General features: G+C 68.7%; 20 protein-coding genes and 1 other RNA gene. 11 read left to right on the top strand and 10 right to left on the bottom strand.

Features of this window, described 5'->3' with window-relative positions; translation table 11 throughout:
* The first annotated feature begins 8 nt into the window (after positions 1 to 8).
* On the top strand, positions 9 to 1,862 hold the full coding sequence (locus HPS01S_RS07925) for an ABCB family ABC transporter ATP-binding protein/permease (RefSeq protein ID WP_066153609.1): 1,854 nt from the start codon (positions 9 to 11) through the stop codon (positions 1,860 to 1,862).
* Here HPS01S_RS07925 and scpC read toward each other — a convergent pair.
* Complete coding sequence (gene scpC, locus HPS01S_RS07920; RefSeq protein ID WP_066153607.1) at positions 1,859 to 3,406, bottom strand: succinyl-CoA:acetate CoA-transferase ScpC; 1,548 nt, start codon at positions 3,404 to 3,406, stop codon at positions 1,859 to 1,861. The genes HPS01S_RS07925 and scpC overlap by 4 nt on opposite strands.
* Positions 3,407 to 3,525: 119 nt before the next feature.
* On the opposite strand from scpC, the gene HPS01S_RS07915 reads away from it, so the two are divergent.
* The 5 genes from HPS01S_RS07915 to htpX all read left to right on the top strand — a co-directional run bounded on the left by HPS01S_RS07915 (position 3,526) and on the right by htpX (position 8,631).
* Positions 3,526 to 4,449 carry a LysR substrate-binding domain-containing protein gene (locus HPS01S_RS07915; RefSeq protein ID WP_066153604.1) on the top strand — a complete coding sequence of 308 codons (924 nt, stop codon included), beginning with the start codon at positions 3,526 to 3,528 and terminating at the stop codon, positions 4,447 to 4,449.
* Between the two features lie 26 nt (positions 4,450 to 4,475).
* Positions 4,476 to 5,519 carry a dihydroorotase gene (pyrC, locus tag HPS01S_RS07910; protein WP_066153602.1) on the top strand — a complete coding sequence of 348 codons (1,044 nt, stop codon included), beginning with the start codon at positions 4,476 to 4,478 and terminating at the stop codon, positions 5,517 to 5,519.
* Between the two features lie 6 nt (positions 5,520 to 5,525).
* A complete protein-coding gene (locus HPS01S_RS07905) occupies positions 5,526 to 6,314 on the top strand; it encodes a DUF3025 domain-containing protein (RefSeq protein ID WP_066153599.1) in 789 nt (262 codons plus the stop codon).
* Positions 6,311 to 7,696, top strand: coding sequence for a glutamine synthetase family protein (locus tag HPS01S_RS07900; RefSeq protein ID WP_218016591.1), 1,386 nt, complete (start codon positions 6,311 to 6,313; stop codon positions 7,694 to 7,696). The genes HPS01S_RS07905 and HPS01S_RS07900 overlap by 4 nt, the downstream gene beginning before the upstream one ends.
* A gap of 65 nt (positions 7,697 to 7,761) precedes the next feature.
* Complete coding sequence (gene htpX / locus HPS01S_RS07895) at positions 7,762 to 8,631, top strand: protease HtpX (RefSeq protein WP_066153595.1); 870 nt, start codon at positions 7,762 to 7,764, stop codon at positions 8,629 to 8,631.
* 63 nt (positions 8,632 to 8,694) lie between these two features.
* On the opposite strand, the gene HPS01S_RS07890 is transcribed toward htpX, so the two are convergent.
* Together HPS01S_RS07890 and HPS01S_RS07885 are read right to left on the bottom strand one after the other, a co-directional pair.
* Positions 8,695 to 9,330, bottom strand: a complete 636-nt coding sequence (locus HPS01S_RS07890) for a glycine zipper 2TM domain-containing protein (RefSeq protein WP_066153592.1) — start codon at positions 9,328 to 9,330, stop codon at positions 8,695 to 8,697.
* A 101-nt stretch (positions 9,331 to 9,431) separates the two neighbouring features.
* Positions 9,432 to 11,255 (bottom strand): NAD(P)/FAD-dependent oxidoreductase, encoded by a 1,824-nt coding sequence (locus HPS01S_RS07885; RefSeq protein WP_066153589.1) that lies wholly within the window; start codon positions 11,253 to 11,255, stop codon positions 9,432 to 9,434.
* 120 nt (positions 11,256 to 11,375) lie between these two features.
* On the opposite strand from HPS01S_RS07885, the gene HPS01S_RS07880 reads away from it, so the two are divergent.
* Together HPS01S_RS07880 and rnpB are read left to right on the top strand one after the other, a co-directional pair.
* On the top strand, positions 11,376 to 12,752 hold the full coding sequence (locus HPS01S_RS07880; protein ID WP_066153586.1) for an MATE family efflux transporter: 1,377 nt from the start codon (positions 11,376 to 11,378) through the stop codon (positions 12,750 to 12,752).
* Between the two features lie 32 nt (positions 12,753 to 12,784).
* Positions 12,785 to 13,140: RNase P RNA component class A (gene rnpB / locus HPS01S_RS07875), an RNA gene on the top strand.
* Positions 13,141 to 13,145: 5 nt separating this feature from the next.
* On the opposite strand, the gene HPS01S_RS07870 is transcribed toward rnpB, so the two are convergent.
* Genes HPS01S_RS07870 through HPS01S_RS07840 form a run of 7 tightly spaced genes read right to left on the bottom strand, consistent with a single transcriptional unit; the run spans position 13,146 to position 20,489 of the window.
* The gene (locus HPS01S_RS07870) at positions 13,146 to 14,846 is read right to left on the bottom strand and encodes an MBL fold metallo-hydrolase (protein WP_066153583.1); all 1,701 of its coding nucleotides are present in this window, start codon (positions 14,844 to 14,846) and stop codon (positions 13,146 to 13,148) included.
* A gap of 52 nt (positions 14,847 to 14,898) precedes the next feature.
* Positions 14,899 to 15,636, bottom strand: a complete 738-nt coding sequence (locus HPS01S_RS07865) for an aspartate/glutamate racemase family protein (protein ID WP_066153580.1) — start codon at positions 15,634 to 15,636, stop codon at positions 14,899 to 14,901.
* Complete coding sequence (locus HPS01S_RS07860) at positions 15,633 to 16,334, bottom strand: GntR family transcriptional regulator (RefSeq protein WP_066153577.1); 702 nt, start codon at positions 16,332 to 16,334, stop codon at positions 15,633 to 15,635. The genes HPS01S_RS07865 and HPS01S_RS07860 overlap by 4 nt, the downstream gene beginning before the upstream one ends.
* Entirely contained in the window at positions 16,331 to 17,206 is an 876-nt protein-coding gene (locus HPS01S_RS07855) for an ABC transporter permease (RefSeq protein WP_066153574.1), read from the bottom strand. Before HPS01S_RS07855 ends, HPS01S_RS07860 begins: the two co-directional genes overlap by 4 nt.
* A gap of 2 nt (positions 17,207 to 17,208) precedes the next feature.
* Entirely contained in the window at positions 17,209 to 18,129 is a 921-nt protein-coding gene (locus HPS01S_RS07850) for an ABC transporter permease (RefSeq protein ID WP_066153571.1), read from the bottom strand.
* A gap of 21 nt (positions 18,130 to 18,150) precedes the next feature.
* Positions 18,151 to 19,428 carry an ABC transporter substrate-binding protein gene (locus tag HPS01S_RS07845; protein WP_066153568.1) on the bottom strand — a complete coding sequence of 426 codons (1,278 nt, stop codon included), beginning with the start codon at positions 19,426 to 19,428 and terminating at the stop codon, positions 18,151 to 18,153.
* Between the two features lie 53 nt (positions 19,429 to 19,481).
* The gene (locus HPS01S_RS07840; protein ID WP_066153565.1) at positions 19,482 to 20,489 is read right to left on the bottom strand and encodes an ABC transporter ATP-binding protein; all 1,008 of its coding nucleotides are present in this window, start codon (positions 20,487 to 20,489) and stop codon (positions 19,482 to 19,484) included.
* 170 nt (positions 20,490 to 20,659) lie between these two features.
* On the opposite strand from HPS01S_RS07840, the gene dapF reads away from it, so the two are divergent.
* The 3 genes from dapF to HPS01S_RS07825 are packed head-to-tail and all read left to right on the top strand — an operon-like array spanning position 20,660 to position 23,214.
* Positions 20,660 to 21,535, top strand: a complete 876-nt coding sequence (dapF, locus tag HPS01S_RS07835; RefSeq protein WP_066153563.1) for a diaminopimelate epimerase — start codon at positions 20,660 to 20,662, stop codon at positions 21,533 to 21,535.
* A 22-nt stretch (positions 21,536 to 21,557) separates the two neighbouring features.
* On the top strand, positions 21,558 to 22,238 hold the full coding sequence (locus tag HPS01S_RS07830; protein ID WP_066153560.1) for a DUF484 family protein: 681 nt from the start codon (positions 21,558 to 21,560) through the stop codon (positions 22,236 to 22,238).
* Between the two features lie 34 nt (positions 22,239 to 22,272).
* Positions 22,273 to 23,214, top strand: coding sequence for a tyrosine recombinase XerC (locus HPS01S_RS07825; protein ID WP_066153557.1), 942 nt, complete (start codon positions 22,273 to 22,275; stop codon positions 23,212 to 23,214).
* The last annotated feature ends 32 nt before the right edge of the window (positions 23,215 to 23,246 follow it).

The raw sequence follows: 23,246 nt of genomic DNA, 5'->3' as shown, positions 1-23,246 counted from the left end.
TGTCCCGCATGCGCCCTTCGTCCGTCTCCCGGGCCGCCTATCCTGTGCCCACCGCCGACAGCGGTCCCGCGCCCGCCCGTTCCGACTGGGCGACGCTGCGCCGCCTGTTCCCCTACCTCTGGCAGTACAAGTGGCGCGTGATCGCCGCGCTGGCCTTCATGGTGGCCGCCAAGGGCGCCAACGTCGGGGTGCCCCTGCTGCTCAAGGAGCTGGTGGACGCGATGACCATCAAACCCGGCAGTGCCATGGCGCTGCTGGTGGTGCCGCTGGGGCTGATCGTGGCCTACGGCCTGCTGCGCCTGTCCACCAGCGTGTTCACCGAGCTGCGCGAACTGGTGTTCGCCAAGGCCACCGAAGGTGCCACGCGTTCCATCGCACTGCAGGTCTTCGGCCACCTGCACGCGCTGAGCCTGCGCTTCCACCTGGAGCGCCAGACCGGGGGCATGACGCGCGACATCGAACGCGGCACGCGCGGGGTGCAGTCGCTGATCTCCTACTCGCTCTACAGCATCTTCCCCACCTTGATCGAGGTGGTCTTCGTGCTCACCCTGCTGGGCACGAAGTTCGACATGGGCTATGTCTGGATCACGCTGGTGGCGCTGGTGCTGTACGTGGTCTTCACCGTCACGGTGACCGAGTGGCGCACCAAGTTCCGCCGCGAGATGAACGAGCTGGAGTCCACCAGCCAGACCAAGGCCATCGACTCGCTGCTCAACTACGAGACGGTCAAGTACTTCAACAACGAGGCCTTCGAAGCGCGGCGCTACGACGAGTCGCTGGAGAAGCTGCGCAAGGCGCGCATCAAGAGCCAGACCACGCTGTCGCTGCTGAACACCGGCCAGCAGCTGATCATCGCGGTGGCCCTGGTGCTGATGCTCTGGCGCGCCACCCAGGGCGTGGCCGACGGTCACATGACGCTGGGCGACCTGGTGATGGTCAACGCCTTCATGATCCAGCTCTACATCCCGCTGGGTTTCCTGGGCGTGCTCTACCGTGAGATCAAGCAGAGCCTGACCGACCTGGACAAGATGTTCGTGCTGCTGGAGAAGGAGCGCGAGATTGCCGATGCGCCGGGCGCTCAGCCGCTGGTGCTGGACGGGCCACCGGCGGTGAAGTTCGAGAACGTGCGCTTTTCCTACGAGCCGGCGCGCGAGATCCTGCACGGCATCAGCTTCGAGATTCCGGCCGGCAGGACGGTGGCAGTGGTTGGGCCCTCGGGTTCAGGCAAGAGCACGCTGGCACGCCTGCTCTACCGCTTCTACGACGTCACGAACCACGAGCCCGGCGGTCCCCACGGCGGTGGCCGCATCACCATCAACGGCCAGGACATCCGCGAGGTCACGCAGTCCAGCGTGCGCCAGGCCATCGGCATCGTGCCGCAGGACACGGTGCTGTTCAACGACAGCATCGAATACAACATCCTCTACGGCCGGCCGGACGCGGGCCACGACGCGGCGGTGGAAGCGGCCAAGGCCGCGCACATCCACGCCTTCATCGAGAAGCTGCCCAAGGGCTACGCCACCACCGTCGGCGAGCGTGGGCTCAAGCTCTCGGGTGGCGAGAAGCAGCGCGTGGCGATCGCACGCACCCTGCTCAAGAACCCGCCCATCGTGATCTTCGACGAGGCCACCTCCGCGCTGGACTCGGCCAACGAGCGGGCCATCCAGGCCGAGCTCAAGAGCGCGGCACGCAACAAGACCTCGCTGGTGATCGCGCACCGGCTGTCGACGGTGGTCGACGCGCACGAGATCCTGGTGCTGGTGAACGGCGAGATCGTCGAGCGCGGCACACATGCCGAATTGGTGGCCCGCGGCGGCGTCTACGCCGACATGTGGGCCTTGCAGCAGTCCGGTTCCGACTAAGGCTTCATGCTGCCGGTGCGCTCGTACCGGGCGTGCCAGCTCAGCGCTTCTTCCAGCAGGTGCGGCGTGTGCATGCCCGCATGGCCGGCCTTCGCGTTGGCCTCGCTGCGCTCCACGTAGTCCAGCAGCGCAGGCCGGAAGTCCGGGTGGGCGCAGCGCTCGATGATCAGGCGCGAGCGCTGGCGCGGTGACAGGCCGCGCAGGTCGGCCAGACCCTGTTCGGTGACGACGATCTGCACGTCGTGTTCGGTGTGGTCCACGTGGCTGACCATGGGCACGATGCAGCTGATGCTGCCGCCCTTGGCGGTGGACGGTGTCATGAAGATCGAGATGTAGGCGTTGCGCGCGAAGTCGCCCGAGCCGCCGATGCCGTTCATGATGCGCGTGCCCATCACATGGGTGGAGTTCACGTTGCCATACAGGTCGGCCTCGATCATGCCGTTCATGGCGATCAGGCCCAGGCGGCGGATCACCTCGGGGTGGTTGCTGATTTCCTGCGGCCGCAGCACGATGCGCTCGCGGTAGAAGTCCAGGTTCTCGGTGAACTCCTTCATCACCTCGGCCGAGAGCGAAATGGCGGTGGACGAGGCCATGCGCATCTTGCCGCTCTTGAGCAGGGCGAGCATGCCGTCCTGCAGCACCTCGGTGTAGCCCTGCAGACCGGTGAAGGGGCCGTCGTTCAGGCTTTCCAGCACCGCGTTGGCGATGTTGCCCACGCCCGACTGCAGCGGCAGCAGGTCTTCGGGCAGGCGGCCGTGCTTCACCTCGTTCTGGAAGAAGTCCATCAGGTGGCCGGCGATGCGGCGCGAGGCCTCGTCGGGGGCGGCGAAGCGGGTGTCGCGGTCGGGCAGGTTCGTTTCGACCACCGCGATCACCTTGGCCGGGTCGCAGTGCAGGTAGGGCGTGCCGATGCGGTCGCCCGCGTGCGTCATCGGGATCGGCTTGCGGTGCGGCGGGCGCTCGGTGCCGTAGTAGATGTCGTGCATGCCCTCCAGCGCCAGCGGGTGGCCATGGTTGACTTCCAGGATCACCTTGTCGGCCTGGTCCAGCCAGGTCTTGTTGTTGCCCACCGAGGTGGCCGGGATCAGGCGGCCGTCTTCCAGGATTCCGGCGACCTCGATCACCGCCACGTTCAGTTTGCCGAGGAAGCCGAACCACACGTACTGCGCCACGTGCGAGAGGTGGATGTCGGTGTAGGCCATGTCGCCAGCGTTGATGCGGGCGCGGCAGGTCGGGTCGGACTGGTAGGGCAGGCGCATGTCCATGCCGCCCACCTTGGCCAGCGCGCCGTCGAGCTCGGGCGCGGTGGATGCGCCGGTCCACAGGCCGATGCGGAATTCGTGCCCGGCGTCGTGCTGCTGCTGGATGTGGCGCGCCAGGGCCTGCGGCACCAGTTTGGGATAGCCCGCGCCGGTGAAGCCGCTCATGCCCACGTGGTCGCCGTGGTGGATAAGGGCGGCGGCTGCGTCGGCCGACATGATTTTCTGGCGCAGGCCGGCGTGGGCGATGCGGGATGGGTGGATGGCGGGCGGGTTCTGGGTCATGGGTATGCAATATTAGGGTTAACCCTAGGTTGTGGATATCGTAACGGAACCGGGCAGGCTCCAAAACCCGGAAAAACAGGGGGATGTGCGCCCATGCACGGCGCGCATAATCCGCCGCCATGGAAACCAAGTGGCTGGAAGATTTCGTGAGCCTGGCCGAGACGCGCAGCTTCAGCCGTTCCGCGCAGCTGCGCCACGTCACGCAACCTGCGTTCTCGCGCCGCATCCAGTCGCTCGAAGCCTGGGCCGGCACCGATCTGGTGGACCGCTCGTCCTACCCGACGCGCCTGACCCCCGCCGGTCAGACCCTGTACGACCAGTCGCTGGAGATGCTGCAGGCCCTGCAGAGCACGCGCGCCATGCTGCGAGCCCACACCGCGGCGGCGCAGGACGTGATCGAGTTCGCCGTGCCGCACACGCTGGCCTTCACGTTTTTCCCGTCCTGGCTCTCGGGCCTGCGCGAGAGCTGCGGGCCGATCAAAAGCCGGCTGATTGCGATGAATGTGCACGACGCGGTGATGCGCCTGGTGGAGAGCAGCTGCGACCTGCTGATCGCCTACCACCACACCTCGCAGCCGATACAGCTGGACGCCGCGCGCTACGAGATGCTGCCGCTGGGCCGCGAGACGCTCTCGCCCTACGTCAAGCCCAACGAGCAGGGCGAGCCCATGTTCCGCCTGCCGGGCACCACGGCGCACCCCTTGCCCTACCTGGCCTATGCGCCGGGGGCCTACATGGGCCGCGCGGTGGAGCAGGTGCTCAAGAGCAGCCCGGTGCCGGTGCACCTGGACCGCATCTACGAAACCGACATGTCCGAAGGCCTCAAGGCCATGGCGCTCGAAGGCCATGGCATTGCCTTCCTGCCGGCCAGCGCGGTGCGGCGCGAACTGCGCGCCAAGCGGCTGGTGAGTGCGGGCGAGGGGCTGGACACCACGCTGGACATCCGCATCTACCGCGAGCGCCCCGGCACCCGCAAGGCCAAGGGCTCGGTGGACGCGTTCTGGAACGATCTCGAGCGGCACCTGGCGACCCACAGCAAGTGAGCCGCGCGGGGTGGGAAAATCGGGGCATGAACGCCCCCACCACCTCCCTCACGATCACCCGCCCCGACGACTGGCACCTGCACGTACGCGACGGCGCCGCCCTGAACACCGTCGTCCCGCACACCGCCGCCCAGTTCGGCCGCGCGATCATCATGCCCAACCTCAAGCCGCCGGTGACCACCGCGGCGCAGGCCGTGGCCTATGCCGACCGCATCCGCGCCGCCGTGCCGGCGGGCGTGGTCTTCGAGCCGCTGATGACGCTGTACCTCACCGACAACCTGCCGGCCGACGAGATCGCCCGTGCCAAAGACGCCGGCGTGGTCGCCTGCAAGCTCTACCCGGCCGGCGCCACCACCAACAGCGACGCGGGTGTGACCGACATCCGAAAGACCTACAAGACGCTGGAAGCCATGCAGAAGGCGGGCGTGCTGCTGCTGGTGCACGGCGAAGTGACCAGCCCCGACATCGATCTGTTCGACCGCGAGGCGGTGTTCATCGAACAGCAGCTCGAACCGCTGCGCAAGGACTTCCCGGGCCTGAAGATCGTGATGGAGCACATCACCACCAAGGAAGCCGCGCAGTACGTGGCCGAGGCCGACGCCCACCTCGGCGCCACCATCACCGCCCACCACCTGCTCTACAACCGCAACGCCATCTTCACCGGCGGCATCCGCCCGCATTACTACTGCCTGCCGGTGCTCAAGCGCGAGACGCACCGCCAGGCCCTGGTGGCCGCGGCCACGGGCGGCAGTGCCAAGTTCTTCCTGGGCACCGACAGCGCGCCGCACCCGGCCCACCTGAAGGAACACGCCACCGGCTGCGCCGGCTGCTACACCGCCCACGCCGCCATCGAGATGTACGCCGAGGCGTTTGAAGCTGCGGGTGCCCTGGACAAGCTCGAAGCCTTCGCCAGCTTCAACGGCCCGGCCTTCTACGGCCTGCCGCGCAACACCGGCACCATCACCCTGCGCAAGCAGAGCTGGACCCCGCCCGAGAGCTTCGCCTTCGGCGAGGCCGAGCTCAAGCCGCTGCGCTCGGGCGAGGCGCTGCCCTGGAAGCTGGTGGGCTGACCGGGCATGTGCGCCGTCGGCAACGCCGTCGCCGGCTGGCCTGCGCCCGACTGGTCACAGCCCTGGAACGCGCCCTTCGCGGCCGACGGGGCGGCGGTGCGTGCAGCCTGTGAGCAGGGCGTTCCGCTGCCGCAGGCGCTGAACCGCCACATCGGTACCGCCGGCCCGCGTTTCGTGCGGCAAGCAGAGCTGCCCGAGGGCGTGGCCTACGAGCAGTTCATCTTCGAGCAGGGCGCCGTGCCGACGCGCGAAGGTCTGCACGACTTCTTCAACGGCCTGGTGTGGGCCTGCTTTCCCGCCACCAAGCGCCTGCTCAACCGGCTGCAGGCGGCACAGATCGCGCAGGCGGGCGTGGGCCAGGTGCGTGGGCCGGTGCGCGATGCGATCACCCTGTTCGACGAAAACGCCGTGCTGCTGCAGGCGCCCGATGCGATCTGGGACGCCCTGATCGCGCGCGAGTGGACCCGGCTCTTCGTGGACCTGCGGTCCCTGTGGGGGCAGACCCGGCTGGTACTGTTCGGCCACGCGCTGACCGAGAAACTGGTCTCCCCTTACAAGTCCATCACCGGGCATGTCTACCGGGTGCCCGTGCCCCCCGAACTGGGGGACGATGTGGCTGCCTGGGACCGCTGGCTGGCGGCGCGCCTGACCGCTGCCGAGCTGGCGACCAAACCCTTCACCCCGCTGCCCGTGCTGGGGGTGCCGGGCTGGTGGCCGGCGAACCAGGACCCGGCGTTCTACGACGACGCCTCCGTGTTCCGGCCGCCCCGAACCGCTTTCGCCCCGACGACATGACTTCTTCCGCCTCGCCCTCCTGGTCCCACCTGAACCTCGCGCAGGGCGCCGACCGCGCCACCCTGGCCGCGCACTTCCGCGAGACCGGCGTGCGCGACGTCGAGTGCCTGTTTGCCGATGTCACCGGCTACCCGCGTGGCAAGCTCATGCCCGCCGCGAGCTTTGCCGGCGGCACCGAGCTGCGCATCTGCCAGGCCATCCCGATGCAGTGCGTCACGGGCGAGTACAGCTACGACCCCGTGTTCCCCGATAGCGACCCGGACGTGCGCCTGGTGCCGGACCTGGCCACGCTCAAGCGTTCGCCCTGGGCCAGCGCGCCGCGCTACCTGGCGGTGCACGATTGCCTGGAGCTGGATGGCTCGCTGTGCGAGTTCGCGCCGCGCTCGGTGCTGAAGAACGTGGTGGCCCGCTACGCCGCCGCCGGCCTGACCCCGGTGGTGGCGCCCGAGATCGAGTTCTACCTGACCGCCGCCATGACCGACCCGGCCCAGCCGCTGGCCTCACCCACCGGCAAGGGTGGCCGGCCCGAGGTCGGCCAGTCGGCCTTCAGCCTGAACGCGCTCAACGAGCTGGCGCCGTTCTGGGACGCCTTCCACGCCGCCATCGACGGCCTGGGCATCCGCGCCGACACCTGGCTGCACGAGGTGGGCGAGAACCAGTACGAGATCAACCTGCTGCACGGCGACCCGGTGGCGGTGGCCGACCAGGCCTTTTTGTTCAAGACCGCGGCGCGCGAGATCGCGCTTCAGCACGGGCTGAACGCGGTGTTCATGGCCAAGCCCATCGCCGGCCAGGCCGGCAGTTCCATGCACCTGCACCAGAGCGTGGTGGACGCGCAGGGCCGCAATGTGTTCAGCCAGGCCGACGGCTCGGCCAGCGAGGCGTTCTTGCATTTCATCGGCGGCCTGCAGGCCTATACGCCCGACCTGATGCTGGTCTACGCGCCCACCGTCAACAGCTACCGCCGCTACGTGGCCGGCAGCCAGGCGCCGACCAATGTGCAGTGGGGCCACGACAACCGCACCGCCGGCCTGCGCGTGCCGGTCAGCGGCCCGGCCGCGCGCCGGGTGGAGAACCGCCTGGCCGGCGCCGACGCCAACCCGTATCTGGCGATTGCGGCGACGCTGGCAGCCGGTCTGGCCGGAATCGAAGGGCGGATCGCACCGGCCGAACCGGTGAGCGGCAACGGCTACGACCAGGCGCGCAGCCTTCCGCGAACCTTTGACGGCGCGCTGGATCAGATGTCGCGGAGCCAGACCGCCAGCCGGCTGATGGGCGAGCGTTTCGTGCGCGGCTACCTGGCGGTCAAGACGCTGGAGCACGACCACTACCTGCGAGAGATCAGCGCATGGGAACGGCGCTACCTGCTGCCCCAGGTCTGAACACATCTTGAAACGGGGTCGACCCACCCCCACTATCATCCGTCCCTCTTTGCCACGGAGCCTTCATGAAACGCATCTTCCTGTTCGTTCTGACCAACTTCGCCGTGATGGCGGTGCTGATGGTCACCTCGCGCATCCTGGGCGTGGACCGCTACCTCACGGCCAACGGCCTGAACATGACCGCACTGGCGGGCTTCTCGCTGATCATGGGTTTCGGCGGCGCGACCATCTCGCTGCTCATGAGCAAGACCATGGCCAAGATGAGCACTGGCGCGCGCGTGATCAACCAGCCGCAGACGGCGGACGAGGCCTGGATCGTGCAGACCGTGCAGAAATTCGCCGAGAAGGCGGGCATCGGCATGCCCGAGGTCGCCATCTACGACGGTGCCCCCAACGCCTTCGCCACCGGCGCCTTCAAGAACTCGGCCCTGGTGGCGGTGTCCACCGGCCTGCTGCAGAGCATGACGCGTGAAGAGGTCGAGGCCGTGATCGGCCACGAGGTGGCCCACGTCGCCAATGGCGACATGGTCACCATGACCCTGATCCAGGGCGTGATGAACACCTTCGTCGTGTTCCTCAGCCGCGTGATCGGTTACGCGGTGGACAGCTTCCTGCGCCGCGGCGACGACCGCGACAGCGGCCCGGGCATCGGCTACATGGTCACCACCATCGTGCTGGACATCGTGCTGGGCTTCGTCGCCGCCATCATCGTGGCCTGGTTCTCGCGCCAGCGCGAGTTCCGCGCCGACGCCGGCGCCGCCCAGCTGATGGGCCGCAAGCAGCCCATGATCAACGCCCTGGCCCGACTGGGCGGCCTGACGCCGGGCGAGCTGCCCAAGACCATGCAGGCCATGGGCATCACCGGCAACCTGGGCAAGCTGTTCTCGACCCACCCGCCGATGGAAGAGCGCATCGCAGCCCTGCAGAAGCTCTGAGCTTTCTCCGACCAACAAAAAACGCGACCCGAGGGTCGCGTTTTTTGTTTCTGGCGGGGTTGTTCAGCGGTAGTAACGGTCCCACTGTTCGTCTTCGCGGTCGCGCCAGTGGCGGTTGTCGTGGCGATAGGGGCGCTGGCCCCCGATGCGCACCACCTCCGGCGCGTTCGACGCCTGCGGGCGGTAGCTCGGGCCGTAGGCCGGCGCGGCACCGACCGGCATCACGCTGACCGGCACCCAGCGGCCCGGGTCCTGTGGCATCTGGGTGGTGTAGCGGCGGCCCGCGTACTCGTAGACCACGTTGTAGGCCACGACCTGGTTTTCCATCACGTTCTGCGTGCTGCATTCCTGCACCGTGCGGGTGTGCGACTGGCCCTTGCCTTCGATCTTGTTGCCCAGGATGGCACCACCGAACAGGCCGATGGCGGTGGCGGCGGCGCGGCCGTTGCCGTCACCGATCGCATTGCCCATCGCACCGCCGGCGATGGCACCCATGATGGCGCCGGCACCGGAGGTGCGGGCCGGTTCGCGCACGGTCACGTTCTGGCAGACCTGCTGCGGCACGGCGACCTGCTGGATCACCGGGGTGCTGCTGAGCACGCGGCCTCGTTCGTCCTGCGCCTGTGCGGCGCTGGCGCCGGCGAGGGCCATCACGCCGGTCAGGACGGGGATCAGGAGGGAACGGGGGGAGGAGTTCATGGAGGTCTCCGTGTGTTGAAGGAGCCTCCACTGTGCGGGGCCTGTGTCAAGCCGCCCCGCACCCGGTGTAAAGCTGGCGAGCCAGTTGTAACCAGCGGTGTTCAGAGGCCGAGAACGGCCTTGCTCACCGCCTCGGCTACCTTGATACCGTCCACCCCGGCCGACAGGATGCCGCCCGCGTAACCCGCGCCCTCGCCGGCCGGGTAGAGGCCGCGTGTGTTCAGGCTCTGGAGGTCCTCGCCGCGGGTGATGCGCAGCGGCGAGCTGGTGCGGGTCTCGACGCCGGTGAGCATGGCGTCGGGCATGTCGTAGCCCTTGATCTTGCGACCGAACACCGGCAGCGCCTCGCGCATGGCCTCAATCGCAAAGCCGGGCAGGGCGGGCGCCAGGTCGCCCAGCTTCACGCCCGGCTTGTACGACGGCAGCACCTCGCCAAAAGCGGTGGACGGTGTTCCGGCCAGGAAGTCGCCGACCTTCTGGCCCGGCGCCTCGTAGCTCTGGCCGCCCAGATCGTAGGCCCGGGCCTCCAGCTGGCGCTGCAGCACGATGCCGGCCAGCGGGTGGGTCTGGCCTTTGGCGGCGAGCGCCTCGGCCTCTTTCGCATAGCGCGGGCCGTCGGTCTCGCCGAAGGCGGCGGTCCACAGCGGCGCGTCCTGCGGGAAGCGGGTCGGGTAGTCGGCCAGGTCGATGCCCACCACCATGCCGGCGTTGGCGTTGCGCTCGTTGCGCGAGTACTGGCTCATGCCGTTGGTGACGACGCGGCCGGGTTCGGACGTGGCCGCCACCACGGTGCCACCCGGGCACATGCAGAAGCTGTAGACCGCCCGGCCGTTCTTGGCGTGGTGCACCAGCTTGTAGTCGGCCGCACCCAGCAGCGGGTGGCCGGCGTGGCGGCCCCAGCGCGCGCGGTCGATCACGCTCTGCGGGTGTTCGATGCGGAAGCCCACCGAGAAGGGCTTGGCTTCAAGGTAGACGCCCGCGTCGTGCAGCATGGCAAAGGTGTCGCGCGAACTGTGGCCGAGCGCGAAGACGGCGTGGCGTGCGGGCATTTCGATGGCGTCGCCGGTGTCGAGCCGCTGCACGCGCAGGGCGGTGAGCCGCTGCTGGCCGTCGCCGGCCGGCGCCAGCGCCACGCCCGTGACCTGGTGCTGGAAGCGGATTTCGCCGCCCAGCGCCACGATCTTCTCGCGCATGGCCTCGACCACCTTGACCAGCTTGAAGGTGCCGATGTGCGGGTGCGCCTGGTAGAGAATCTCGGTCGGCGCGCCGGCGTCGACGAACTCCTGCATCACCTTGCGGCCCAGGAAGCGCGGGTCCTTGATCTGGCTGTAGAGCTTGCCGTCGGAGAACAGGCCGGCACCGCCTTCGCCATACTGCACGTTGCTCTGCGGGTTCAGCACCTTCTTGCGCCACAGGCCCCAGGTGTCTTTGGTGCGCTCGCGCACCGGCTTGCCGCGCTCCAGCACGATGGGTTTGAAACCCATCTGCGCCAGCGCCAGCGCGGTGAACAGGCCGCAGGGGCCCAGGCCGATCACCACCGGGCGGTCGGCCTCGTCGGCGGGCCAGCCGGCCGGCGCATGGCCGGGCGGGTGCCAGGTCATGTCGGGCGTGGGCAGGATGTGCGGGTTCTTCTCGTGCCGGGCCAGCAGCTGCGGTTCCAGCGACGGGTCGGCCAGCGCCACGTCCACGATGTAGACCGCCAGCAGGTCGGCCTTGCGCGCGTCGAAGCTGCGCTTGAACACCGACAGCGTGGCAATGGCCTCGGGCGCCACCTGCAGCGCCTGGGCGGCCAGGCGGGTGAGGGCGGCCACCGGGTGCGGCGGCGGTACGCGGTCTTCGTCGGTTTCGGTGGGGGCGTCGGCGGCGCGGCGGTGCTCGGCGGGCACTTCGGCCAGGGGCAGTTTGAGTTCGGCGATGCGGATCATGGTCTCGTGGGGCTTGTGTTCATCAAGCAGCGAAGATCGCTATTGTCGCTGGGCGCCCAAAAAAGAACCGCTGTCACCAAATTTACCCGGATAAAATGATTTACCCGGATAAAATAAACCATGTCCCAGACTTTCGACCCCTCCCATCCGCCGCGCACCAAACCCCTGTGGCGCATCTACCTGCTGTTCCTCGTGCCCATGGTGCTGTCGAACATCCTGCAGGGCCTCTCGGGCACGCTCAACGGCATATACATCGGCCAGATGCTGGGCACCCACGCGCTGGCGGCCGTCTCGGGCATGTTCCCGATCGTGTTCTTCTTCATCTCGCTGATCATCGGCCTGGGCGCCGGTGCGTCGGTGCTGATCGGCCAGGCCTGGGGCGCGCGTGAGCCGCACAAGGTAAAGGCCATCGCCGGTACCGCGATCACCCTGGGCGCGGTGATCGGCCTGATGGCCGCGGTGGCGGGCACGGTGTTCGCGCGCGAGGCCATGGTGGCGCTGGGCACACCGGCCGACGTGCTGGACGACGCGGTGTCCTACGCCCGCATGATGATGCTGTTCATGCCGCTGCTGCTGGTGTTCATCCTGCTCACCCAGCTGCTGCGCGGTGTCAGCGACACCGTTTCGCCGCTGCTGGCGCTGCTGATGTCCACCACCATCGGGCTGGCGCTCACGCCGCTGCTGATCAAGGGCTGGATCGGCCTGCCGCCGCTGGGCATCCGCAGCGCGGCGCTGGCCGGCTTTGTCTCGACCGCGGCCGCGCTGGCCTTCCTGGGGCTGCGGCTGCACCGCCAGGGCCACGTGCTGGCACCCGACCGCGAGCTGCTGCACGCGCTGAAGCTGGACCGGGCCATCCTGGGCAAGGTCATGCGCATCGGCCTGCCCACGGGCCTGCAGATGGTGGTGATCTCGCTGTCGGAGCTGGTGATCCTGGCGCTGGTCAACGGCCACGGCTCGCAGGCCACGGCCGCCTACGGCGCGGTGACGCAGATCGTGAACTACGTGCAGTTTCCGGCGCTCTCCATCGCCATCACCGCGTCCATCCTGGCGGCGCAGACCATCGGCGCGGGGCGCATCGAGCGCCTGACGCCGATCCTCAAGACCGGTCTGGGCCTGAACGCCGCGCTCACCGGCGGGCTGGTGCTGCTGGGTTACGCCGTCTCCGGCTGGGCGCTGGGCCTGTTCCTCACGCAGGACAGCGTGCATGCGCAGGCCCAGCACTTGCTGCACCTGATGCTCTGGAGCATCCTGGTGTTCGGCTTCCAGGCGGTGATCGGTGGCGTGATGCGCGCCAGCGGCGATGTGCTGGTGCCGATGGCGATCTCGGTGTTCTGCATCCTGGGCGTGCAGCTGCCGGTGGCCTATCTGCTGGACGCGCGCCTTGGTCTGGAAGGCATCTGGATCGCGTTCCCCGTGGCCTATGTGACCATGCTGGTGCTGCAGAGCGCGTACTACCAGGGCGTGTGGCGGCACCGCAAGATCCGCAAGCTGGTCTGACCGGGCGGGGACTACGGGATAATGCCGCCCGTGGAGCGCGCCAGACCGCCGCTGGCACGAGACCCGAAAGGGTGTGCTGGAGGAACGTCCGGACTGCACAGGACAGCGTAGGAGGTAACACCTCTCCACCGACAAGTCGCAAGACCCTAAGGTGAGGATCAGAGCAACAGAGACGAGTCCGGTGGGAGTGCCGCAAGGCAGACCAGCCGGGGTGAAACGGGCAATCTCTACGCGCAGCAATACCAAATAGGCCAGCGTTGATGTGGTTCCGCGGAGCTGGCGGGTAGGTAGCACCGAGCCGGGTGGGCGACCCCCGGCCCAGAGGAATGGCGGTCACATCCGGGGCAACCCGGGTGCACAGAATCCGGCTTATCGGCGCGCTTCACACTTAATTCAGACGTTGAACCCACCCATGCTCTGGATGTGTTCGACGTGCGCCAGCATGGAGCGCTTGGCCACCGGCCACAGCCGTTCGGGCACGTCGTCGTAGGCGATCTTCACCCAGTCGTCGATGCTGCCGTCGGGAATGGCCTGCATGGCGCGGGCCACCTTGGCTTCGCGCGCCAGCCGGTGCGCCTTCAGATGGGCGATGGCGGCGCGCGCGCCGCCGTGTTCAGGCGCGCCGGGGTTGTCACCGCTGCGCGGGTGGTCGCCCAGCACATACCCGTGCGCCGGCAGGATGAAGTGGACACCGTGCTGCTCGCACAGCTGGTCGAGTTTGTCCAGCGAATCGAGGTAGGTGCCCATGTTGCCGTCGGGCGGATCGATGACGGTGGTGCTGCCGTTGAGGATGTGGTCGCCGCTGAACAGCAGGCCGTCTTCCTCCAGCAGCAGGCACAGGTGGTTGGCCGCATGGCCGGGGGTGTGCACCACCTGCAGGGTGTGTGCTGTGCCGTCGGGGGCGCTCAGCACCAGGCGCTCGCCGTCGGCCAGGGTGCGCTCGGGGGTGAAGCGGCTGTTTTCGCGCGACGTGGGCGCGCTGGGCAGGCCGAGGATGGGCGGCCTGGCCCGGCCGGCGTTGGCGCACAGCACCTGCAGCCGGGGCGCGCCAGGCGAGTGGTCGGGGTGCGAGTGGGTGCAGACGATGGCCCGGATGTCGCCGCCCGCCGCGCGCCACAGCCGTTCGATGTGCGCCGGTTCGTCCGGGCCCGGGTCGATCACGATGTGGCCGGTGGTCGGGTCGCCGACGATGTAGCTGTTGGTGCCCGGCCCGGTCATGAAACCCGGGTTGGGCGCGGTGAGCCGCTGCACGTTCCTGAGCAGCGGCACCGGACGCTCGGTCTGCCAGGCCAGCTCGTGCACGATCTGCCCGTCCGGGCAGACCAGCGCCAGCTCGCCATAGGGCATCTCGTGCTCCATGTGCCGCGACTCGTGGCCGTTCATCAGGCCGGCGCGCGGACAGCTGGTGAACAGCGGCTCGTCGTTGACCGCGCAGGCCTTGAGCACATCGTCCACCGAGGCATAGGTCTGCAGGCGCTCCAGCGTGCGGATGGTCGGGAAGATGATGAAGAACTGGCCCGCGGCATGGCGCGCCAGCGCGTCGGCCGGGCGCACCCAGAGCGGTTCGAACTGCTCGGACTCGTCGGCCACCGGTTCCTGCCCCTCGGGCATGCGCGCCACGAGGAAGGGCACATCGAAGCGGCGCGGCAGGTCGCGGTCGGTGACCCAGTGCGCCAGCACGAAGACCTCGCCTCCCGAAAGCGTCAGGCCCTGCGCGGCGCACTGTGCGGCGAACGGGGCCTTTCGGTCCAGCGCGGCGATCTGTGCCGTGTCCAGGTGCGAGCCATCGGCGTGTCGCGCGAGCAGGATGCCCAGCTCTTCGAAGCTCTCGCGGATGGCGGCGATGGCCTGCGTCAGGTGCCCGTCGCTTTGCGTGGCGCGGCGCGTGGAATGGCCGTGTGCCTGGGCATCGGCGGCGTCGATGCCGCCGCCGGGGAAGACGTAGGCGCCGGGCGCGAAGCTCGCGGTCATCGAGCGGCGTGTCATCAGCACTTCGATGCCCTGAGGCGCATCGCGCAACAGCAGGACGGTGGCGGCGGGGCGCACCGGGGCGGGTGCGCGCTGGGGGTGGAGCAGTTGGGTGGGGCGGACCATGCATCCATTGTGCGTGGACCGCCCGCCCGGCGCTGTCGCGCGGGCTTGGGGTTTACGCCAGCCCCAGGGCGTGCATCTCCGGTGAAAGTCCCTGCCAGGCGTTGTCGAAACCGGGCGTCGCACGCAGGGGGGGCAGCGGCGGCGTGCGCAGCGCCCAGTGGGTGCCGGCGATGACGCTGTCGATCACCGGCACGGGCACCTGGGCCTGCACCGCGGCGGCCATGCCGGCCAGGCCCGCGCCGCCCAGGATGACGGCCTGGACGCCCAGCTGGTGAGCGGCGTCCCGGCAGGCCTGGGCCAGCAGGCGGTGGGCGCCGGCCGGGTCGGCGGCGAGCTGCGCGCCGGTGGGCGCCACGGTGTGGATGCCGGCCAGTTGCTGGGCCTGGCCCAATGCCTGCGCGAGCCGTTGCAGCATCGGCGCCCAGCGTTCGCCGCCGGTGACGATGGCGTAGCGCCCGTGGCGCGCGGCCTCGATGAAGGCCGCTTCGGCCAGGCCGGTCACCGGGGCCGGGCTGGACTCGCGCAACGCCATCAGGCCCGGGTCGCCGAAGCAGCCGATCAGCACGGCGTCGGGTTGGGTCGGCTCGCGGTCGAGTGCCGCCGCCCAGGCGTCGAGCGCCGCGTGCGCGGCCACGGCGTAGCTGGCCTCGTCGGCGATGTAGGGCGCACCGAAGCGGGCGGTGACCGTCTGCACCACCACGTGTGAACCGGCGGCGGCCTGCACGTGGGTCTGCAGCAGCGCGCTGACGCGCTCCGAGGTGTTGGGATTGATGACCAGCAGCCGTTTCATGAGCCGAACAGTTCCAGGAGGTCCGGTGCTGCTTCAGGAGCGGACGTGAAGCTGAGTTGTGATTCCAGCCGTTCCAGATGCTCGCGCATCAGCCGTGCGGCTTCCTTCGCATCGCGCAGCTGGATGGCGGCAATCAGGCCGCGGTGTTCCTGGCAGCCGCAAGCGGTGGCGTCCTCGCGCGCCTGGGCGTGCGGCGCGCTGTAGGCCATGAGGATGAGCGAGGTGCGGGAGACCAGCTCGCGCAGGATGCCGCCCAGGGTCTGGTGGCCGGCGTGTTCGGCGATCTGCAGGTGGAAGTCGCCCGAGAGGCGGATCGCGCGGCGCATGTCGCCGGCCTTGCGCGCCGCCTCCTCGTCGCGGATGCAGGCCTTGAGCGCCTGGATGTGAGACGCGGTGGCGCGGGCGATGAAGCGCTCGACCAGCAGCGGTTCGATCATGCGCCGCACCTCGAACACCTCGTGCGCCTCCTGCTCGCTGGGTTCGGCAATCGCCGCGCCGCGGTTGGGTGTGAGCGTGACCACCTTCTCGTTGGCCAGCCGCACCAGCACCGGGCGGATGCGCGTGCGCGAGACACCAAAGGCTGCCGCCAGCCGGTCTTCCACCAGCTTGGTGCCCGGCGGCAGCTGGTGGTCGAGGATGGCCGAGACCATGCGCTCGTAGATCGCTTGGTCGGACAGCGGCGTCGTGGTGGCTTTCATTTTTTCTTCAGCCACATCGCGAGACCGACCGTGAGGCCCATGACCGCGAACGACACCACGGTCGTCACCGTGCCCAGCGCGTAGATGGCCGGCGTGGTGACGGTGGACGTGAGGCCCTGCAGCTCCAGCGGCAGGGTGTTGACATCGCCGATGGCCTGCGAGGTGCGGGCGATCTCGTCCCAGCTGAGGGTGAAGCCGAACATGCCGATGCCGACCACCGAGGGGCCGATCAGCGGCAGCACCACGTGGCGGAAGGTCTGCCAGGGCGTGGCGCCGAGGTCGCGCGCCGCTTCTTCATACGCCGGGTTGAAGCGGTTGAAGACCGCGAACATGATCAGCAGCCCGAAGGGCAGGGTCCAGGTCAGGTGCGCGCCAAGGGCCGAGGTGAACAAGCCGAGCGCGGTGCCGTATTCCTCCAGCGTGGTCGTCGCGCCCACCGCTTCCAGCAGGTGCTTGATGCCACCGTCGAGCAGGCGGAACTGCAGGCCGATGCCCAGCGACACGATGATGGACGGCATGATCAGGCTGGCCACCGTCACATAGAACAGCGCATTGCCGCTGCCCAGCTTCTTGCGAAAGGCCAGGCCTGCCAGCACCGACAGCACGACGGTGAAGGCCATGACCACCGCGCCCAGCATCAGCGAGCGGGTGAACGCGGCGCCGATGTCCACTGTGCCCAGTCCTTCGGCCAGCTGGCGGAACCAGTGCAACGACCAGCCCCTCATCGGGAAGGTGAGGCCGCCCTCCGGCCCCTGGAACGAGAGCACGAAGATGACGGCCATCGGGCCGTACATGAACAGCACAAAGAACGCGAAGACGGCAGCCAGCGGCCAGAAGCCGGGCGCGCGGGCGTCGGAGACTCGGGCTTGCATGGTCAGAGTTCCTTGCGAATGTCGACGAGGCGCGTCAGGCCCCAGATGATCATCAGCACCACGGCGAGCAGGATCACCGCGTTGGCCGCGGCCAGCGGGAACTGCAGGTACGAGGTCTGCACCTGGATGATCTTGCCGACCGAGGCGATCTGCTGGCCGCCCATGACGCCGATGGTCACGAAGTCGCCCATGACGATGGTGATGACGAAGATCGAGCCGATGATGATGCCGGTCTTGCACAGCGGCACGATCACGTTCCACAGCGTCTGCCAGGCACTCGCCCCGGCGTCGCTGGCGGCTTCCAGCAGGCTGCGGTCGATGCGCATCATGCTGTTGAAGATGGGCACGATCATGAACATGGTGTAGAGGTGCACGAAGGCCAGCACCACCGAGAAGTCGGAGAACAGCAGCCACTCGATGGGCTGGTCGATGAGGCCGATGCCCTGCAGGCTCTGGTTCACCAGGCCGTTGCGGCCCAGCAGCGGCACCCAGGAGATCATGCGGATGACGTTCGAGGTCCAGAACGGCACCGTGCACAGCACGAACAGGGCCGTCTGCATGCCCGAGGACCGCACGTGAAAGGCCAGGAAATAGGCCACGGCAAAGCCCAGCATCAGGGTGATCAGCCAGACCAGGAAACTGAACTTGAGCGTGGACAGGTAAGTCGAGAGCGTCACGCAGAAATCACCGTGGTCGGTGAGCGTGGAGCAGCCCTCGAAGATGGAGAGGTAGTTGCGGACCGTGAAGGCCGGGATCAGCTCGTACTCGTTGAAGTCCCAGAAGCTGACCATCAGCACCAGGCCCAGCGGGATCAGGAAGAACAGCACGAACACCAGCGTGTACGGCGCGGCCTGCCACCCGGCGGGCACGGTGCGGTTGGGGCTGTCGGTGACGGGGGCCATCACGGCGGTGTTCGTGCTCATGGGCTCAGAGGGGCTGGGTGGTCAGGCGGCGACGAACTCGTTCCACTTGCGGACCATGTACTCGTTCTCGTCCATCACGGCGTTCCAGCAGGCGATGCCACCCATGCGCTGCTCGTAGCTGCCGCCGTCGCGCTTGGCGCCCTTCTTGGCCAGCAGGTCGCCGTTGGGGCTCTTGATGTCCTGGGTGGCTTCCTTGCCTTCCATCCAGTAGGCCCATTCGTACGGCTCCATCTTGGCCTTGGCGGTTTCCAGCACGGCGCTGTAGTAGCCCTGGCGGTTGAGGTAGGCGCCGGCCCAGCCGTCGAGGAACCAGTTGATGAACTCGTAGGCGCCGTCGAGCTTGCGGCCCGAGAGCGTGGTCGGCAGGCCAAAGCCGGCGGCCCAGGCGCGATAGCCCTCCTTGAGCGGCTGGAACACGCAGTCGATGCCCTTGGTGCGCACGGCGGTCACGGCCGGGCTCCACATGGACTGGATCACCACCTCGCCCGAGGCCATCAGGTTCACGGACTCGTTGAAGTCCTTCCACAGCGCGCGGAACTGGCCGGCCTTCTTGGCTTCGATCAGGGTCTTGATCGTCAGGTCGATCTCGGCCTTGGTCATGTTGCCCTTGTCGGCGTACTTGTGGATGCCCATGGCTTCCACCACCATGGCCGCGTCCATGATGCCGATGGACGGGATGTTCAGGATGGCGGTCTTGCCCTTGAACTCGGGGTTCAGCATTTCGGCCCAGCTGGAGATCGGGCGCTTGATCAGGTCGGGGCGGATGCCCAGCGTGTCGGCGTTGTAGACCGTGGGGATCAGGCTCATGAACTGGGTCGGGCTCTTGGCGAAGACCTTGCTCTTCTCTCCCTCCAGGAAGATGACCTTCTTGGGCGCGGTGCCCTGGTCGCCCACGGCCTTGCCGGCCACGGTGCCGGTGGTGAACAGCGACGTGATCTTGTCGGCGTTCTTGATCTTCTTGGTGTCAATGCCCTTGAGGTTGCCGGTGGGCACGATCTTCTTGAGCGAGAAGTACTCGGTGTCGATCAGGTCGAAGCTGTTGGGCGCGGTGACGGCGCGCTTGGTCACGTCGTCGGTGGTCACGGCCACGTACTGGATCTTGATGCCGGTGTCCTTCTCGAACTTCTCGGCGATGGCCTTGTCCTGGTTCACCGCGGTGCCCAGGTAGCGCAGGGTGATCTTTTCCTGGGCGATGGCCGGCGAGAGGCCGCTGGCCAGGATGCCGGCCAGGCCGGCGGTGCCTTGCAGCAGGCTGCGGCGCGACAGGCCGTCGTGCTGGATGTCGGTGGAATCGGGCATGGAGAACTCCTTGGTTGCAGGGGGAAGGACAGGGGAGGGGAAAACGGGCGCCATCAGGCGGCCAGGGCGTGCGCCTGGGTCGGGTCCCAGCTCAGGTCGGCGCGCTCGCCGGTGGTCCAGGGGCGGTCGACAAAGGCGGCTTCGGGCAACATGACCGACACGCTGCGGTCGGCGCTGTCGCCGTCGAGCTGCAGGCCCAGCAGCACGTAGGTGCCCTGGTACTCCACGTCGCTCACGGTGGCGGTCCAGCCGGTGCTGCCGGCCTCGGTCAGGCGGATGTGGTCGTTGCGCACGGCGACCTTGCCGTCGGCGGTCTGCAGCACGTTGTGGCCGCCCATGAAGCGCGCCACGAATTCGCTGGCCGGCCGGTTGTAGACGGCGTGCGGCGGGCCGGCCTGTTCGATGCGGCCGTGGTTCATCACCACCATGGTGTCGGCCAGCGCCATGGCCTCTTCCTGGCTGTGCGTGACGTGGACGAAGGTCAGGCCCAGTTCGCGCTGCCAGTGGCGCAGCTCGGCGCGCATCTGGATGCGCAGGAAGGGGTCGAGCGCCGACAGCGGCTCGTCTAGCAGCAGCACGCGCGGCTGGGTGATGAGGGCGCGCGCCAGCGCCACGCGCTGCTGCTGGCCACCCGAGAGTTCGCCCGGCTTGCGGTGCGCCAGGTGCCCCATGGCCACGCGCTGCAGGAGGTCTTGCGCGCGGGCGTGGCGCTCGGCCTTGCCGATGCCCTTCATCTTCAGGCTGAAGGCCACGTTGTCCAGCGCCGAGAGGTGCGGGAACAGCGCGAAGCTCTGGAACATCATGGCCGTGCCGCGCGCCGCGGCGGGCAGGTTGGTGATGTTGCGGTTCTCCAGCAGGATGTCGCCGCTGGTGGTGCTCTCATGCCCGGCGATCATGCGCAGCGTCGTGCTCTTGCCGCAGCCCGAGGGACCGAGCAGGCAGCAGTAGCTGTTGGCGGCGATGCGCAGGTCGATCGCGTCGACCGCGGTGGCGCCCGGACCGTACTGCTTGGTCAGGGCGATCAGTTCGACGGCGGCGGGGGCGGGGGAGTCTGCATTCATGCCGGCCTTGTTGCACGAGCCGTGCCAGCTGTTTTGTATGCAATTTGCACAAAATTGCATACAAAACAGCACCGGCTTTGTGCGCAATATGCCCCGAGGGGTGCGCCGCAGTCCGCGGCGGTGCGCACGCACCGGCACGGCGCGCACCGGGGTGGGCGGATAATCGAACCATGCGAGTGCACTTCACCAAAATGCAGGGCGCGGGCAACGACTTCGTCGTGCTCGACGAGACCCGTGGCCGCCTCGGCCTGAGCGCGGCCCAGTACCGTTTCCTGGCCGACCGCCACTTCGGCGTCGGCGCCGACCAGATCCTGTCGGTGCGCCCCGCGCCGTCGGACGGCGTGGACTTTGAATACGTGATCCACAACGCCGACGGCGGCGAGGTCGAACACTGCGGCAACGGCGCGCGCTGTTTCGTGCGTTTCGTGCGCGACAAGGGTCTGACCGAGCGCAACCCGGTGCGGGTGAAGGTCAAGCACGGCGAGATCAGCCTGGCGCTGAACGACGATGGCCGCGTGACCGTGGACATGGGCGCGCCCATCTTCGACCTGGCGCGCGTGCCCTTCGACGCGGCCGGTCAGACGCCCGTGCCCATGGGCAACTTCGAGCGCTGGTCCCTGCCGCTGGCCGGCGGTGACATGGCGCCGGTGGCCGTGCTGTCCATGGGCAACCCGCACGCCGTGCTGCTGGTGGACAACGTGGACACGGCGCCCGTGCCCACCTGGGGGCCGCAGATCGAGCGCCATGCGCAGTTCCCTGCGCGCGTGAACGCGGGCTTCCTGCAGGTGGTGGACCGTGCCCTTGTGCGCCTGCGCGTGCACGAGCGCGGCGTGGGTGAGACCCTGGCCTGCGGCACCGGCGCCTGCGCAGCGGTGGTGGCCGGCATCCGCCTGGGCCTGCTGGACGACAGCGTCGACGTCGAGACGCGCGGCGGCCGGCTCACCATCGCATGGGGCGACAATGCGGCCCATGACGCACCGGTCTTCATGACCGGACCGGCCACCTCGGTGTTCGAGGGCGAGATCGACGTCCCCGAGCTGGCGTGAACATCAGGATCGACACACTTCCATGACCGACCCGACCATTCCCCCGATCACCGAAGACGACATCGCCAACTACCTGGCCAACACGCCCGACTTCTTCGAGCGCCACGCGGGCGTGCTGGCGACGGTGCAGCTGAGCAGCCCGCACGGCCAGCGCGCGGTGAGCCTGCAGGAGCGCCAGGCCGAGATGCTGCGCGAGAAGATCAAGGGCCTGGAGCTGCGCTCGGCCGAGATGATCCGCCACGGCCAGGAAAACTCCGCCATCGCCGACCGTCTGCACCGCTGGACCCGCGAGCTGCTGATGACCCGCGACACGCAGGATCTGCCCCTGGTGGCGGCGCGCGAGATGGCGGCCCAGTTCAATGTGCCGCAGGTGGCGATCAAGCTGTGGGGCGTGGCGGACGACTTCTCCGGTCAGTCCTACGCCCAGGGCGCCAGCGACGACGTGCAGGCCTTTGCCTCGTCGCTGCCGCGGCCCTACTGCGGCGCCAACCCCGGTCTGGAAGCGGCCGGCTGGCTGGTCGATCCCGGTGCGGTGGCCTCGCTGGCCCTGATCCCGCTGCGCGCCGGTGAGGGCCAGGACGCATTCGGCCTGCTGGTGCTGGGCTCGCCCGATCCGCAGCGCTTTGCCGCCGACATGGGCACCGAATTCCTGGAGCGCATGGGCGACCTGACCAGCGCGGCCCTCTCGCGCCTGCGCCCCTGAACCAGGCAGATCCGTGGACAGTGGTGCCGCGTCCATGAATGGCGTCGACGACGCGGCGCTGGTCGAGGCCTACCTCGCCCATGTGCGCATCGACAAGCGGCTGGCGGCGCGCACCGTCGAGCTCTACACCGGCGATCTGGCCCGGCTGGCGCAGAACGCCCAGTCCGCAGGCGTCGGTCTGCGCCAGGTGCAGAGCGCCCATGTGCGGCGCTGGGTGGCGCAGATGCACAGCGCCGGCCGCAGCGCCCGCGGCATTGCACTGATCCTTTCAGGCTGGCGCGGCTTCTACGTGTGGCTGGGGCGCCAGGGCCTGGTGACCCAGAACCCGGTGCAGGACGTGCGCGCGCCCAAGGCCGGCAAGCCCCTGCCCAAGGCGCTGGGCGTGGACGAGTCGGTGCAGCTGGCCGCGCACGTGGAAGAGGGCGACGACCCGGCGCTGGAGGCGCGCGACGCCTGCATCACCGAGCTGCTCTACGGCTGCGGCCTGCGCATCGGCGAACTGGTGGGGCTGGATGTCGCCGCCAGCGGCACGGCGCGCGGCTGGATCGACCTGCAGGCGGGCGAGGCCCATGTGCTGGGCAAGGGCTCCAAGCGGCGCAGCGTGCCGGTGGGCCGTGCGGCGCTGGAGGCGCTGCAGCGCTGGCTGGCAGCGCGCCTGGCCCTGGCCGCCGAAGACCCGGCGCTGTTCGTCGGCCGCCACGGCACCCGCCTGACCCCCCAGCACATCCGGGTGCGGCTCAAGCGCCGGTCGCTGCTGGCCGGGCTCTCGACCCCGGTCCACCCGCACATGCTGCGGCATTCCTTTGCAAGCCACGTGCTGCAGAGCAGCGGTGACCTGCGCGCGGTGCAGGAGCTGCTGGGGCACGCCAGCATCGGCACCACGCAGGTGTACACCCGGCTGGACTTCCAGCACCTGGCCCGTGCCTACGACGCAGCCCACCCGCGCGCCAAGGGGCGCGGGCCGGCCAAGTCCTGATGGCGGTCCTTCGACCGACCGGGAATACCCGC

Origin of the sequence: Hydrogenophaga pseudoflava NBRC 102511, assembly GCF_001592285.1 — a bacterium.
Classification (GTDB): domain Bacteria; phylum Pseudomonadota; class Gammaproteobacteria; order Burkholderiales; family Burkholderiaceae_C; genus Hydrogenophaga; species Hydrogenophaga pseudoflava.
Note: the sequence above shows the minus strand (reverse complement) of the source record. Positions and strands in the feature narration are given on the sequence as shown.